Genomic DNA, 12,120 nt, shown 5'->3' with positions numbered 1-12,120 from the left:
CCCCCCGCCCCCCCCCCCGCGCGGGGGGCCCCGGCGGCCCCCGGGCCCGCCCCCGTGGCAGGTTACCCTGTGGTGCCGATCAACGATCGGGCAGGGTGATGTTGAGTTCCAGGATCGAGCAGCTGCCCTGGTTTTCCAGAGCGACATGCACATCATCGGAGCCGATGTTGACGTACTTGCGGATCACCTCCACCAGTTCCTTCTGCAAGGCTGGCAGGTAGTCCGGCGTACTGCGTTGGCCGCGTTCGTGCGCCACGATGATCTGTAGACGCTCTTTCGCAACCGACGCGGTGCTTACTTTTTTGTTGGCACGAAAGAAGTCAAAAAGGTTCATTGGTCAGTTGCCTCCAAACAGGCGCTCGAAGAATCCCTTCTTCTTCACATCAAGGAACCGATGTTCCACATTTTTGCCCAGCAGGCGATCGACGGTGTCGCTGTAGGCCTGGCCTGCATCGCTCTGGTCGTCGAGGATGACCGGCACACCCTGGTTGGATGCCTTGAGCACCGCCTGGGATTCCGGAATCACGCCCAGCAGGGCCACCGAGAGGATTTCCTTGACGTCTTCGACGCCAAGCATCTCGCCCTGGCTCACGCGCTCTGGATGGTAGCGGGTGATCAGCAGGTGTTCCTTGATCGGATCTTCGTTGCGTTCGGCGCGGCGCGATTTGCTCGCCAGCAGGCCGAGCATACGGTCCGAGTCACGTACCGAAGACACTTCCGGGTTGGTCACGACGATGGCTTCGTCGGCGAAGTACATCGCCAGGTGAGCACCTTTCTCGATACCGGCCGGCGAGTCGCAGACCACGTATTCGAACTGCTCCTTGAGCTCCATCAGGACTTTTTCGACGCCTTCCTGGGTCAGCGCGTCCTTGTCACGGGTCTGGCTGGCGGCCAGCACGTAGAGGTTCTCAAGGCGTTTGTCCTTGATCAGGGCCTGCTGCAGGTTGGCTTCGCCATTGACCACGTTGACGAAGTCATACACCACGCGGCGTTCGCAGCCCATGATCAGGTCGAGGTTACGCAGGCCGACGTCGAAGTCGACGATCACTGTCTTGTGGCCGCGCAGTGCGAGGCCGGTACCAATAGCGGCGCTGGTGGTGGTCTTACCCACACCACCCTTGCCGGATGTAACCACGAGAATCTTGGCCAAGGTGCTTCACCCCTAATGAAAAAGGACGTCGAGTCCCAAAAAATACTAAAAACGGCAACATCGAAAAAAGTTGCGCGGAAAATGGCGGCAAGTATCCGTTAAAGACGGGTGATGTTCAACACGTCACCAGACAGGCTGATCTGCACGCCGGCGCCCCACAGCGGATCGCGGCGAAGGTCTTCGGAGACCTTGTACTGGCCGGCGATCGAGACCATTTCGGCAGTCAGTTGCTGGCAGAAGATGCGTGCCCGGGTGTTGCCCTTGATCCCGGCCAGCGCCCGCCCTCGCATGGCACCGTACACATGGATGTTGCCATCGGCGAGAAGTTCCGCGCCCGGGCTGACCGATGACACCACGACCAGATCGCCCCCCTGGGCATAGATCTGCTGGCCGCCGCGCACCGGGGTGGTGATGATTTTCGTCGGTTTGATCGCAGGTTCCGGCTCTGCCACGGGCGCCGGAGCCGGGGCGGGTTCCGGCTTCCTCACCTCGGGTTCCGGTTCGACCGGGCGCTCACGGGCACCGGAGGGCGGCAGTACGGGTAGATCAATGGCAATGGCCGCAGCGATGTCTTCGATACGGTTGGCGCGGATCGCCAGGGTGCGCAGGCCGTGATGGCGGCAGATGCGCATCAGCCCGGGCAGATCGACCGCGCCTTCTGTGGCTGGCAGCTTGTCCAGCGCCAGCACCAGCGGGGTGTTGCTGAAAAAGTTGGGCGCCTGGGCGACCTTGGCGGCCAACTGCCGGTCGAGGCCCTCAAGGTTGTTCTGCGCAAGCTCGAGCACGGTAATGGCAAGCATGCTGCCCTTGAGCTGGAACACGGGGGCGGAGTCTGGCAATTGAGTTGGGCTCATGGTCTGCATAGGACGGCTTGTTACGAAAAAGTGCTCAGACTTATAACGAGAACGCCGGTTAGCCGCAACCCGTGCCGAACCGTTGTAGAATGCACGGCCCTCGTCTTTCCGGAATCTTTAATGGATCGCCCGCGTTTTCGTCGTTATTTTTTGCACCCGCGCTTCTGGCCGCTTTGGCTGGGCCTGGGTGTGCTGTGGTTGATCGTGCAGCTGCCATACCGGGTATTGCTGGTGATCGGCCGTGTATTGGGTGCCTTGATGTACCGGGTGGCCGGTGAGCGCCGACGCATTGCCGCGCGCAATCTGGAGCTGTGCTTCCCCGAGCTACCGTCCGTCGAACGCAAGCGCCTGCTCAAGGAAAATTTCGCCTCCACCGGCATCGCCTTCTTCGAAATGGCCATGAGCTGGTGGTGGCCAAAGGCCCGTCTAGCGCGCCTGGCGCACATCGAAGGCCTGGAGCATCTGCAGGCGGCCCAGCGTGATGGCCAGGGCGCGATTCTCATGGCCCTGCATTTCACCACCCTGGAAATCGGCGCCGCGCTGCTGGGGCAGGAACACACCATTGACGGCATGTACCGTGAGCACGGCAACCCGGTGTTCGACTTCATTCAGCGCCGTGGCCGCGAGCGGCACAACCTCGACTCGCTGGCGGTGGAGCGCGAGGACGTGCGCGGCATGCTCAAGCTGCTGCGTGCCGGCCGTGCCATCTGGTACGCACCTGACCAGGACTATGGCGCCAAGCAAAGCCTGTTCGTGCCGCTGTTCGGCATCCAGGCGGCGACCGTAACGGCGACCACCAAGTTTGCCCGCCTGGGCAAGGCGCGGGTGATTCCCTTCACCCAGCAGCGCCTGGCCGATGGCAGCGGCTACCGCCTGGTGATCCATCCGCCATTGACGGATTTCCCGGGGGAGTCCGAAGAGGCCGATTGCCTGCGCATCAACCAGTGGATCGAAGTGGCCCTGCGCGAATGCCCGGAACAGTACTTGTGGGCCCATCGCCGCTTCAAGTCGCGTCCGCCGGGGGCGCCGAAGCTGTACGAAAAGCGCCGTTGAAGCTGACGCAGGGCAGCACTGACTAAGGAAGGGCCGATGAGCAAACCGATCACAGGATTGATCCTCTCGGGTGGTGGCGCCCGCGCCGCCTATCAGGTCGGTGTGCTGGCCGGCATTGCCGACCTGCTGCCGCCGGGTGCGGCCAATCCGTTTCCGGTGATCGTCGGCACCTCGGCCGGGGCCATCAACGCCGTGACCCTGGCCAGCGGGGCAATGCACTTTGCCGATGCCATCCGCCGCCTGACCAGCTTCTGGCAGGGCTTTCGCAGCCACCAGGTACTGCGCAGCGACTGGCCGGGGGTGATTCGCCAGGCCAGCCGCTTTGTCGGCCACAGCCTGCTCGGCCTGGGCGCGCCGGTACCGGTGGCCTTGCTCGACAGCTCGCCGTTGCGCCACCTGCTCAACCAGCACCTGGACCTTAACGGCATCCGCAGTGCCCTCGAACAGCAGCACCTGCACGCGGTCGCGGTGACCGCCTTCGGTTATGAATCCGGTCAGGCGGTAACCTTTTACGAGGGGCGGGGCGCGATCGAGCCGTGGCTGCGTCACCGTCGCATCGGCATGCCGACGCAATTGAGTGTCGAGCACCTGCTGGCCAGCTCCGCCATTCCCTTGTTGTTTGCGCCGGTCAAACTGGGCGAGGAATATTTTGGCGACGGTGCGGTGCGCCAGTCGGCGCCGATCAGCCCGGCCTTGCACCTGGGGGCCAGCCGTGTGCTGGTGGTCGGGGTCAGCGGCAACCCGCAACGTCCGGTCGAGGGCGAACCGAGTGCGCGCGTTTTCAGCGGTCAGCAGCCGAGCCTGGCGCAGATCGGCGGGCACATGCTCAACAGTACCTTCATCGACAGCCTGGAAGACGACATCGAGTTGCTGCAGCGCCTCAACCACCTCAGCCACTTGTTGCCCGAGCACCTGGAGCGGCGGGGCCCGGGCATGGCGCCGGTGGAGGTGCTGGTGGTCGCGCCCAGCCAGCCGCTGGACGAAATTGCCGCCCGTCATCGGCGCGAGCTGCCGGCGGCCCTGCGCCTGTTCCTGCGCGGGCCGGGGGCGACCAAGACCAGTGGCGCCGGGGTGCTCAGCTACCTGCTGTTCGAGGCCGGGTACTGCAGTGAGCTGATCGAGCTGGGGCGCCGCGACGCCCTGGCCAAGCGTCGGGAGCTGTGCAGCTTCCTCGGCTTGCCCCTGGCTGCCGGCTGAGGCCGGCTACTCGGCAATCTGCAGTTTGCGCGCTTCGGTATAGACGTAGCGAACCTTCTCGTATTCGAACGGCGAGTTCAGCTGACCGTAACGGAATTTGGTGGTGTAGCGCTTGTCGATGGCGCGCAGCACCCAGACCTCCGGATGGTTGCTGCTGACCTCGGCGACATTGAGGTAGTTGATCCAGTTCTCGGCGCTGTAATCCACCGCCAGGCCGCCGGTATCGCGCAGGTTCGACGGGCCGAGAATCGGCAGCATCAGGTAAGGGCCCTCAGGCACTCCCCAAACGCCGAGGGTCTGGCCGAAGTCTTCGCCCTGGTAGGGCAGCCCCATCTTGGTCGCCGGGTCCCAGAGGCCGGCCACGCCTATGGTGGTGTTGAGCAGCAGTCGGGCGGTGATCTCCATCGAACGCTGGCCCTTGAACTGCAGCAGGCTGTTGAGCAGGTTGGGCACATCGGCCAGGTTGCTGAAGAAGTTGCTCACGCCGGTGCGCACGAAGCTCGGGGTGATGTAGCGGTAGCCATTGACCACCGGCAGGAACACCCACTGGTCGAAGCGGTAGTTGAAGTGGTAGATCCTGCGGTTCATCGCCTCGAGGGGGTCATAGACATTGAGCGCGGTCAGGGTCGAGCGTTCGAACTCGCGCTGGTCCAGGCCCGGATTGAACTTGAGCTCCTTGAGCGGATCGGTGAAACCGTCGGATTCGATCACGCTGGCACGGGGTGCCGGTTCGTCCGCCAGGGCCAGGCCGCTGGCCAGTAGTGCAGTGACAAGCAGAAGAGGTTTAACCACGGAAGAACTCCAGCATGGCGTCGCTGTTGACGCGGTAGTTGAGGTTGCCGCAATGGCCGCCGTGGGGGTAAAGGGTCAAGCGATCACCGAAGGTGCTACGCAGAAAGCCGATGTCGCCGGGGCCGAGAATGACGTCGTCGGCGTTGTGCATTACGGCAATCTTGGAGCTTTGCTGCAGGTAGTCCTTTAGCGCATAGAGGCTGACCTGGTTGATCAGTTGCAGCAGGCTGCCGCCATCGGTGCGCGCGCGCCACATAGGGATGACCTGGTCGGTCATGTAGCAGTCGAAGTCGCATTGCAGGGCACGCTTGAAGAACGGCGTGAGGCTGCTGCTTTCAGTGATCGGGTACTTGGGCGGCGTGATCAGCCCGCGGCGGTTGATCAGGTCGGAGGTGAAGGCGATATCGGCAGAGGAAAAACGGAACGACGTGCCGATGAGCATGGCCATCTGTTCGTTGTTCAGGTGCTGGCGCGACTGCTGGATGTCGTACAGCAGTGCGTCGTTGAGGTCGATATAGCCCTTCTGCTGGAAGTAACGGGTCAGCTTGCCGAGCACCACTTCGTAGAACGTGGTGCCGTTGTTGACGCCCTTGACCTCGGTCTGGACCATTTTGTCGAGGTTGGTGATCGAGGTGTACAGGTTGACCGGTGGGTTGAGCAGCAGCACGCGCTTGAAGTTGAAGCTGCGCCGGGTCTCGTCCAGGTGGCTGACAAACGCCGCATCCAGGGCGCCGAGGCTGTAGCCGGTGAGGTAATACTCGGTGACCGCCAGTTCCGGGTGCTGGGCGCGTACGCCTTGCATCACGCGGTACATGTCTTCGGCGTCTTCAGTACTGATGCCGGGCGTGGCGAAGCGTGAAGCCGAGGTCATGAAGTCGAAGCTGGTCGGCGAGGACAGTTGCACCACATGGTAGCCGGCCTTGTAGTAGAGCTTCTTCAGGTACTCGTTGATGCTGCTGTGGTAGGGGGCTGCGGTTCCGGCGATGAGAAAGATCAGCGGCGCGGGGTGATCCTGGCGGGCCAGGCGGTAGCGCAGTTTCTTCACCGCCCAGAAGTTGTCAGGCAGGGTGAAGGCGCGTTCCGGGCGCATGTTCAGGCTGTAGTCGGACTGATTGATGTCGTCGTCTTCGGGCAGCTCCGGGCGCAACTCCGGTGGTGTCGTGGCGATGGTGGCCTCGAAGGGGTTGGTCAAGGGGTAGCCGTAGCTGGCCGCATCGACATCCCGGGCTAACGCAGACGCACTCAAGACAAGGCCGCCGGCAAGGGCAACCAGGCGCAATAATCGAAGCATGACGGATCCCCAAAAAAGCAGTAGCAAAGTGCGATATGCAGGCTAGGACCATGAAGGGCCCGGCAAAGTTGCCTGGCGATCTGGCATTCATCTGCCTTGATGGTGCCGTGTCGGATTGCATCGCGGCAACAATTGGTTCCATTTATCTTCAGTTCAAAGTAGCTGAAGGTGGCGCTTTTGCCTTGCATAGACAGCCCGGGCCATTATGCTGGGCGCCGTTTTCGACGTTTCCGGAGAGTTCCATGTCCCGCCGCTTACCCCTGATCGCCCTGGCGCTGTTCCTGCCCTTGTGGCTGGCCGCCAGTTACGAGGTGCGTTATGCCTTGATGGAAGACGCGCAGTGGGTGGGTGCCTGTGTCGAGCAGGCGCAACTGTGGCAGTGCCAGGCACGCTCGTTGCTGGGCTTGCTGATCCACTTTCGGGTGATTGCCTGGACGGCCCTGGGCCTGGCGTTGCTGGCACAGGTGGTGCCAGCGCGTGCGGGCTGGCGGGTAGCGGTGCTGTCGCTGGTGTTCGGGATACCGGCGCTGGTGTTGTACAGCGCCAGTATCGCGGTGTTTGCCGTGGTGTTGGCGGGGTTGCGGCTGGTACGACGCTCGCGCTGATTGCGGGAGGAGCCAGGCTTGCCTGCTACTTCGCGTTATCGTTCTTCGCGGGCAAGCCTCGCTCCCACAGTGGTGTGCGGGGTCCTTCCTGACGCGTAGGAGCCAGGCTTGCCGGCGAACCAGGCGCTGCGGTGTTTCTGCTACTCCGCGTTATCGTTCTTCGCGGGCAAGCCTCGCTCCCACAGTGGTGTGCGGGGTCCTTCCTGCCGCGTAGGAGCCAGGCTTGCCGGCGAACCAGGCGCTGCGGTGTTCCTGCTACACCGGGTTATCGTTCTTCGCGGGCAAGCCTCGCTCCCACACCCGCAAGCTACGCCACAACGCCGCGACCATCAGCACACTGACCCCGGCCCACACCAGCGCCTGCTGGTTGCTCAAGCCCTCACGGAACAGTTGCGGGGCAATGCCGCCGCCAACGATCAAGGCCAGCAAGGCAATCTCGGCACGACGCGCCGGAACCGGGCGCAACAGGTAAACCACCGCAGGCAAGAGCAGGGCAGCACTCGGAAAACTGCGGTAACGCGGATCGAACACCAGTGCCAGCATGCTCACCGCCGCAGCAAAACCAGCCGCCAGCAACCACCAGCCGGCCCGTGCCTCAAGCCAGGCGAACAACCGCTCGCGCCAGCCTTCGCGCGCCGCCAGGGCCAAGGCGGCATGGGCCAGCACGATCAGGTTGAGTCCCGCCAGCAGGATTACCCAGAGCCACTCACCGACAAAGCGCGTGTTGATGCGCGCCAGTTCGCCCCACAAGCCCAGGCTGGCTGCACCCAGCGCCGCCAGCAGGGGCAGCAGCCAGGCTGCACGGGCACCGCGCACGCGACCGGCCAGCAGCAAGGTGGCCGCAAACAGCAGGCCACTGGCGACCAGCCATTGTGGCCAGAACGCCAGGTTACTCACTGGGCCTTCGAGGATGCCCTTGTCCTGACGGTCCGCGTCATACAGCCCCCAGTAACCGCCCACAGCGCCTTCGCTGGCGCGCTTCCACGGCTGGTCGAAGGCTTCGATCAGGTTGTAGTGCCAGCCGTTCTGTTCGGCCATGGCGACAAAACCACGGATGAAGCGCGCCTCGTTGACGCGGCTGGGCAGGGCGGTTTCACGCTGGCGGCCTTCGCTCGGCCAGCCGGTTTCACCGATGACGATATCCTTGGGCGCGAAGCGGTTACCGAATACCTGGCGAATTTCGCCTACATGGGCAAGGGCGTCATCGATACCACGGGGATCATCTTCCCAATACGGCAACAGGTGGATGGTCAGGAAGTCCACCGCCGGGGCAATTTCCGGGTGTTGCAGCCAGAACTCCCAGACATCGGCGTAGGTCACCGGCACGCTGACCTGGCTTTTCACCTGGTTGATCAGCGCGGCCAGTTGCGGGCCGGTGACTTCCTTGCGCAGCAGGGTTTCGTTGCCGACGATCACCGCCTTGACCACGTCGGGGTTGGCGTTGGCCGCAGCGATCAGGGCCTTGACCTCTTTTTGCGTATCCACCGGGTTGGCGTTGATCCAGGCGCCGAGCATGACTTTCAGGCCATGCTTGCGCGCCAGGTCCGGAATGGCCTCAAGGCCGGTCATCGAGTAGGTGCGGATGCACTCGAACCGCTGGGCCAGCAACGCCAGGTCGGCGTCCATGCGCGCCGGGCGCAGCTGGAACGGCTGATCGAAAGGTGACTGGTCCTTGTCGAACGGGGTGTAGGACGCACACTGCAACTTGTGCGAGGCACTGGCCGCATCGGGCAGCACCACCGGCTTGCCCAGGCCGTACCAGAGCCCTCCCAGCGCAAGCAGGCCGAGCAGGCAGGCGAACAGATACGGCAACAGGGGAAAGCGGGCAGTCGAGGACATGGATCGGACCGTCATTAAGCAAAGCCGCCAATAGTACCTGCAAATGACACGGGCTAAAGCCTCTGCAGGCAAAGTTAACCGGGTTGGATGTTGCTTGATGTAACCACAGGCGTGGCTGGCGAAGTGATGTCGCTTCTCGATGCCTGGAGGTCGTTGCCAGAGCAGGTCAGGGGGCATCAGCGGTTGATGATGCAACTTCCGTGACGAGACGAGGGGATGCTTTGATGAAAATGCGACGACTCCTGGGGGTGGGCACCGCCCTGGTAATGGCCATCGGTGCTGCGCAGGCGATGGCCAAGGAAGTAAGCATCGGCTACGTCGATGGCTGGTCCGACAGTGTGGCGACCACCAACGTGGCAGCCGAAGTGATCAGGCAGAAGCTCGGTTATGACGTCAAACTGCAGGCCGTGGCGACCGGCATCATGTGGCAGGGGGTGGCCACCGGCAAACTCGACGCGATGATGTCGGCCTGGCTGCCGGTGACCCACGGCGACTACTGGACCAAGAACAAGGACAACGTCGTCGACTACGGGCCGAACTTCACGGATGCCAAGATCGGCCTGATCGTCCCCGACTACGTCAAGGCGCAGAGCGTCGCCGACCTCAAGACAGACGCCAGCTTCAAGAACAAGATCGTCGGCATCGACGCCGGCTCCGGCGTCATGCTGAAAACCGACCAGGCCATCAAGGACTACGACCTGACAGGCTACAAGTTGCAGGCAAGCTCGGGCGCCGCGATGACCTCGGAACTGGGCCGTGCCTATGCCAAGCAGCAATCCATTGCCGTGACCGGCTGGGTGCCGCACTGGATGTTCGCCAAGTGGAAGCTGAAATTCCTCGACGACCCCAAAGGCGTGTACGGTGCCGCCGAAACCGTCAACAGCATCGGCAGCAAGGAGCTGGCGAGCAAGGCGCCGGAAGTGGCGGACTTCCTGAAAAAGTTCCGCTGGCAGTCCAAGGATGAAATCGGTGAGGTCATGTTGGCCATTCAAGAGGGCGCAAAACCGGAAGCGGCGGCCAAGGACTGGGTGGCCAAACACCCGGATCGGGTCGCCGAATGGACCGCCAAATAATGGCCTAAGGCTTCTATCTGGCACTTTCCAGGGCCGCAGCACCGAAAACCGGGCTGCGGCCCTTGTCGTTTCTGGCTGTTACCGAATCGGTAAAAGAGTTTTGCATCTAAGACTAAGGTCGTCTGGAGCGCGTCCATAGGCAGCATAAAGTGGAGTGGGTTCTACCTAATCTGTGCTGCGAGGACAAAAACAATGAACGACAGCATTTACCTCTCGATTCAAAACAGCTCGAGGTTCAAAGAGCTGGTGTCAAAGCGCGAACGGTTCGCCTGGATTCTCTCGGCGATCATGCTCGGTCTCTACTCTGCTTTCATTCTGTTGATTGCTTACGGTCCACAGGTGTTGGGGCACAAGATCAGCCCTGACTCGTCGATCACCTGGGGCATCCCCTTGGGCGTCGGCCTGATCGTCTCGGCTTTCATCCTCACCGGCATTTACGTGCGTCGTGCCAATGGTGAGTTCGATGAGCTGAACAAAGCGATTCTCAAGGAGGCACAGCAATGATCCGGCGTCTATTGGCAACCCTGGCCTTCGGCGTTTTTGCTCCCGCCGTCTGGGCCGCTGACGCCCTCACCGGCGAAGTGCATAAACAACCCTTGAACGTGTCGGCGATCCTCATGTTCGTCGCCTTCGTCGGTGCCACCCTGTGCATTACGTACTGGGCCTCCAAACGCAACAAGACTGCTGCCGACTACTATTCTGCCGGTGGCCGTATCACCGGTTTCCAGAACGGCCTGGCGATTGCCGGCGACTACATGTCGGCCGCCTCGTTCCTGGGTATTTCCGCGCTGGTATTCACCTCTGGCTACGACGGCTTGATCTACTCGATCGGCTTCCTGGTGGGCTGGCCGATCATTCTGTTCCTGATCGCCGAGCGCCTGCGTAACCTGGGCAAATACACCTTTGCCGACGTCGCCTCGTACCGCCTCGGGCAAAAAGAAATCCGCACCCTGTCGGCCTCTGGCTCGCTGGTGGTGGTGGCGTTCTACCTGATCGCGCAAATGGTCGGTGCCGGCAAGCTGATCCAGCTGCTGTTCGGCCTCGACTACCATGTCGCGGTGATCCTGGTGGGTATCCTGATGTGCCTGTACGTGCTGTTCGGCGGCATGCTGGCCACCACCTGGGTACAGATCATCAAGGCAGTCCTGCTGCTCTCCGGTGCCAGCTTCATGGCGCTGATGGTGATGAAACACGTCAACTTCGACTTCAACGCGCTTTTCTCCGAGGCCATCAAGGTTCACCCCAAAGGTGAAGCGATCATGAGCCCGGGCGGTCTGGTCAAAGACCCGATCTCGGCCTTCTCCCTGGGCCTGGCGCTGATGTTCGGTACCGCTGGCCTGCCGCACATCCTGATGCGCTTCTTCACTGTGAGCGACGCCAAGGAAGCCCGTAAGAGCGTGCTGTATGCAACCGGCTTCATCGGCTACTTCTACATCCTGACCTTCATCATCGGTTTCGGCGCGATCCTGCTGGTCAGCACCAACCCTGACTTCAAGGATGCGGCGGGCGCCCTGATCGGCGGCAACAACATGGCAGCGGTGCACCTGGCTGATGCCGTGGGTGGCAGCGTGTTCCTCGGCTTCATCTCGGCGGTGGCCTTTGCGACCATTCTGGCGGTAGTGGCCGGCCTGACCCTGGCCGGTGCCTCGGCAGTGTCCCACGACCTGTATGCCAGCGTGATCAAGAAGGGCAAGGCCAACGAAAAAGATGAAATCCGCGTGTCGAAGATCACCACCATCGCCCTCGCGGTGCTGGCGATCGGCCTGGGTATCCTGTTCGAAAGCCAGAACATTGCGTTCATGGTGGGCCTGGCGTTCTCCATTGCCGCCAGCTGCAACTTCCCGGTACTGCTGCTCTCGATGTACTGGAAGAAGCTGACCACCCGTGGCGCCATGATCGGCGGCTGGCTGGGCCTGATCAGTGCGGTGGCACTGATGATCCTCGGCCCGACCATCTGGGTACAGATCCTCGGTCACGAGAAAGCCATCTACCCGTACGAGTACCCGGCGCTGTTCTCGATGCTCATCGCCTTTGTCGGCATCTGGTTCTTCTCGATCACCGACAAGTCCAAGGCTGCTGACGATGAACGTGCACTGTTCTTCCCGCAGTTCGTGCGTTCGCAGACTGGCCTGGGTGCCAGCGGTGCCGTGTCGCACTGATGCTTGATACGTAAACTGACAACGCCCCGCTTGACGGGGCGTTGTTGTTTTCGCTAGTGGCACATTGCGCCACTGGGAAATTTCCGAAGCTTCACCGGAATGGTCCT

Annotated in this window: 12 protein-coding genes; 6 read left to right on the top strand and 6 right to left on the bottom strand. The window is 62.2% G+C overall.

Going from position 1 to position 12,120, the window contains the following annotated elements; genetic code table 11:
- Positions 1 to 79: 79 nt before the first annotated feature.
- The 3 genes from minE to minC form a co-directional block, all read right to left on the bottom strand.
- Positions 80 to 334 carry a cell division topological specificity factor MinE gene (minE, locus tag I5S59_RS13910; protein WP_019693048.1) on the bottom strand — a complete coding sequence of 85 codons (255 nt, stop codon included), beginning with the start codon at positions 332 to 334 and terminating at the stop codon, positions 80 to 82.
- A 3-nt stretch (positions 335 to 337) separates the two neighbouring features.
- The gene (gene minD, locus I5S59_RS13905) at positions 338 to 1,150 is read right to left on the bottom strand and encodes a septum site-determining protein MinD (protein ID WP_128325848.1); all 813 of its coding nucleotides are present in this window, start codon (positions 1,148 to 1,150) and stop codon (positions 338 to 340) included.
- Positions 1,151 to 1,248: 98 nt separating this feature from the next.
- Positions 1,249 to 2,013, bottom strand: a complete 765-nt coding sequence (minC, locus tag I5S59_RS13900; RefSeq protein ID WP_197877123.1) for a septum site-determining protein MinC — start codon at positions 2,011 to 2,013, stop codon at positions 1,249 to 1,251.
- A 111-nt stretch (positions 2,014 to 2,124) separates the two neighbouring features.
- Here minC and I5S59_RS13895 point away from each other — a divergent pair, with 111 nt between their 5' ends.
- Together I5S59_RS13895 and I5S59_RS13890 are read left to right on the top strand one after the other, a co-directional pair.
- The gene (locus I5S59_RS13895; protein ID WP_197877122.1) at positions 2,125 to 3,057 is read left to right on the top strand and encodes a lipid A biosynthesis lauroyl acyltransferase; all 933 of its coding nucleotides are present in this window, start codon (positions 2,125 to 2,127) and stop codon (positions 3,055 to 3,057) included.
- A gap of 36 nt (positions 3,058 to 3,093) precedes the next feature.
- Complete coding sequence (locus I5S59_RS13890) at positions 3,094 to 4,254, top strand: patatin-like phospholipase family protein (RefSeq protein WP_197877121.1); 1,161 nt, start codon at positions 3,094 to 3,096, stop codon at positions 4,252 to 4,254.
- A gap of 6 nt (positions 4,255 to 4,260) precedes the next feature.
- On the opposite strand, the gene I5S59_RS13885 is transcribed toward I5S59_RS13890, so the two are convergent.
- Both I5S59_RS13885 and I5S59_RS13880 read right to left on the bottom strand, forming a co-directional pair.
- Complete coding sequence (locus I5S59_RS13885) at positions 4,261 to 5,046, bottom strand: VacJ family lipoprotein (protein ID WP_197877120.1); 786 nt, start codon at positions 5,044 to 5,046, stop codon at positions 4,261 to 4,263.
- The gene (locus I5S59_RS13880; RefSeq protein WP_197877119.1) at positions 5,039 to 6,337 is read right to left on the bottom strand and encodes a serine/threonine protein kinase; all 1,299 of its coding nucleotides are present in this window, start codon (positions 6,335 to 6,337) and stop codon (positions 5,039 to 5,041) included. Before I5S59_RS13880 ends, I5S59_RS13885 begins: the two co-directional genes overlap by 8 nt.
- Positions 6,338 to 6,579: 242 nt before the next feature.
- On the opposite strand from I5S59_RS13880, the gene I5S59_RS13875 reads away from it, so the two are divergent.
- A complete protein-coding gene (locus tag I5S59_RS13875) occupies positions 6,580 to 6,942 on the top strand; it encodes a hypothetical protein (RefSeq protein ID WP_197877118.1) in 363 nt (120 codons plus the stop codon).
- 255 nt (positions 6,943 to 7,197) lie between these two features.
- Here the strand turns inward: I5S59_RS13875 and I5S59_RS13870 are convergent, their stop codons facing one another.
- A complete protein-coding gene (locus tag I5S59_RS13870) occupies positions 7,198 to 8,781 on the bottom strand; it encodes a beta (1-6) glucans synthase (protein ID WP_197877117.1) in 1,584 nt (527 codons plus the stop codon).
- 224 nt (positions 8,782 to 9,005) lie between these two features.
- Between I5S59_RS13870 and I5S59_RS13865 the strand changes: the two genes are divergently transcribed.
- From I5S59_RS13865 to I5S59_RS13855, 3 genes are all read left to right on the top strand, one after another.
- A complete protein-coding gene (locus tag I5S59_RS13865) occupies positions 9,006 to 9,854 on the top strand; it encodes a glycine betaine ABC transporter substrate-binding protein (RefSeq protein WP_197877116.1) in 849 nt (282 codons plus the stop codon).
- A 192-nt stretch (positions 9,855 to 10,046) separates the two neighbouring features.
- Complete coding sequence (locus I5S59_RS13860) at positions 10,047 to 10,358, top strand: DUF485 domain-containing protein (protein ID WP_197877115.1); 312 nt, start codon at positions 10,047 to 10,049, stop codon at positions 10,356 to 10,358.
- Positions 10,355 to 12,013 carry a cation acetate symporter gene (locus I5S59_RS13855; protein WP_197877114.1) on the top strand — a complete coding sequence of 553 codons (1,659 nt, stop codon included), beginning with the start codon at positions 10,355 to 10,357 and terminating at the stop codon, positions 12,011 to 12,013. Before I5S59_RS13860 ends, I5S59_RS13855 begins: the two co-directional genes overlap by 4 nt.
- Positions 12,014 to 12,120: the final 107 nt, after the last annotated feature.

The organism is Pseudomonas alkylphenolica, assembly GCF_016009175.1.
Taxonomy (GTDB): domain Bacteria; phylum Pseudomonadota; class Gammaproteobacteria; order Pseudomonadales; family Pseudomonadaceae; genus Aquipseudomonas; species Aquipseudomonas alkylphenolica_B.
The sequence above is the reverse complement of the archived record's forward strand: the minus strand, read 5'-3'. Positions and strand labels throughout refer to the sequence as shown.

Coding starts and splice junctions, on each gene's coding strand:
- minE (WP_019693048.1), bottom strand. CDS start 334: ATGAACCTTTTTGACTTCTTTCGTGCCAACAAAAAAGTAAGCACCGCG.
- minC (WP_197877123.1), bottom strand. CDS start 2,013: ATGCAGACCATGAGCCCAACTCAATTGCCAGACTCCGCCCCCGTGTTC.
- I5S59_RS13895 (WP_197877122.1), top strand. CDS start 2,125: ATGGATCGCCCGCGTTTTCGTCGTTATTTTTTGCACCCGCGCTTCTGG.
- I5S59_RS13890 (WP_197877121.1), top strand. CDS start 3,094: ATGAGCAAACCGATCACAGGATTGATCCTCTCGGGTGGTGGCGCCCGC.
- I5S59_RS13880 (WP_197877119.1), bottom strand. CDS start 6,337: ATGCTTCGATTATTGCGCCTGGTTGCCCTTGCCGGCGGCCTTGTCTTG.
- I5S59_RS13875 (WP_197877118.1), top strand. CDS start 6,580: ATGTCCCGCCGCTTACCCCTGATCGCCCTGGCGCTGTTCCTGCCCTTG.
- I5S59_RS13870 (WP_197877117.1), bottom strand. CDS start 8,781: ATGTCCTCGACTGCCCGCTTTCCCCTGTTGCCGTATCTGTTCGCCTGC.
- I5S59_RS13865 (WP_197877116.1), top strand. CDS start 9,006: ATGAAAATGCGACGACTCCTGGGGGTGGGCACCGCCCTGGTAATGGCC.
- I5S59_RS13860 (WP_197877115.1), top strand. CDS start 10,047: ATGAACGACAGCATTTACCTCTCGATTCAAAACAGCTCGAGGTTCAAA.
- I5S59_RS13855 (WP_197877114.1), top strand. CDS start 10,355: ATGATCCGGCGTCTATTGGCAACCCTGGCCTTCGGCGTTTTTGCTCCC.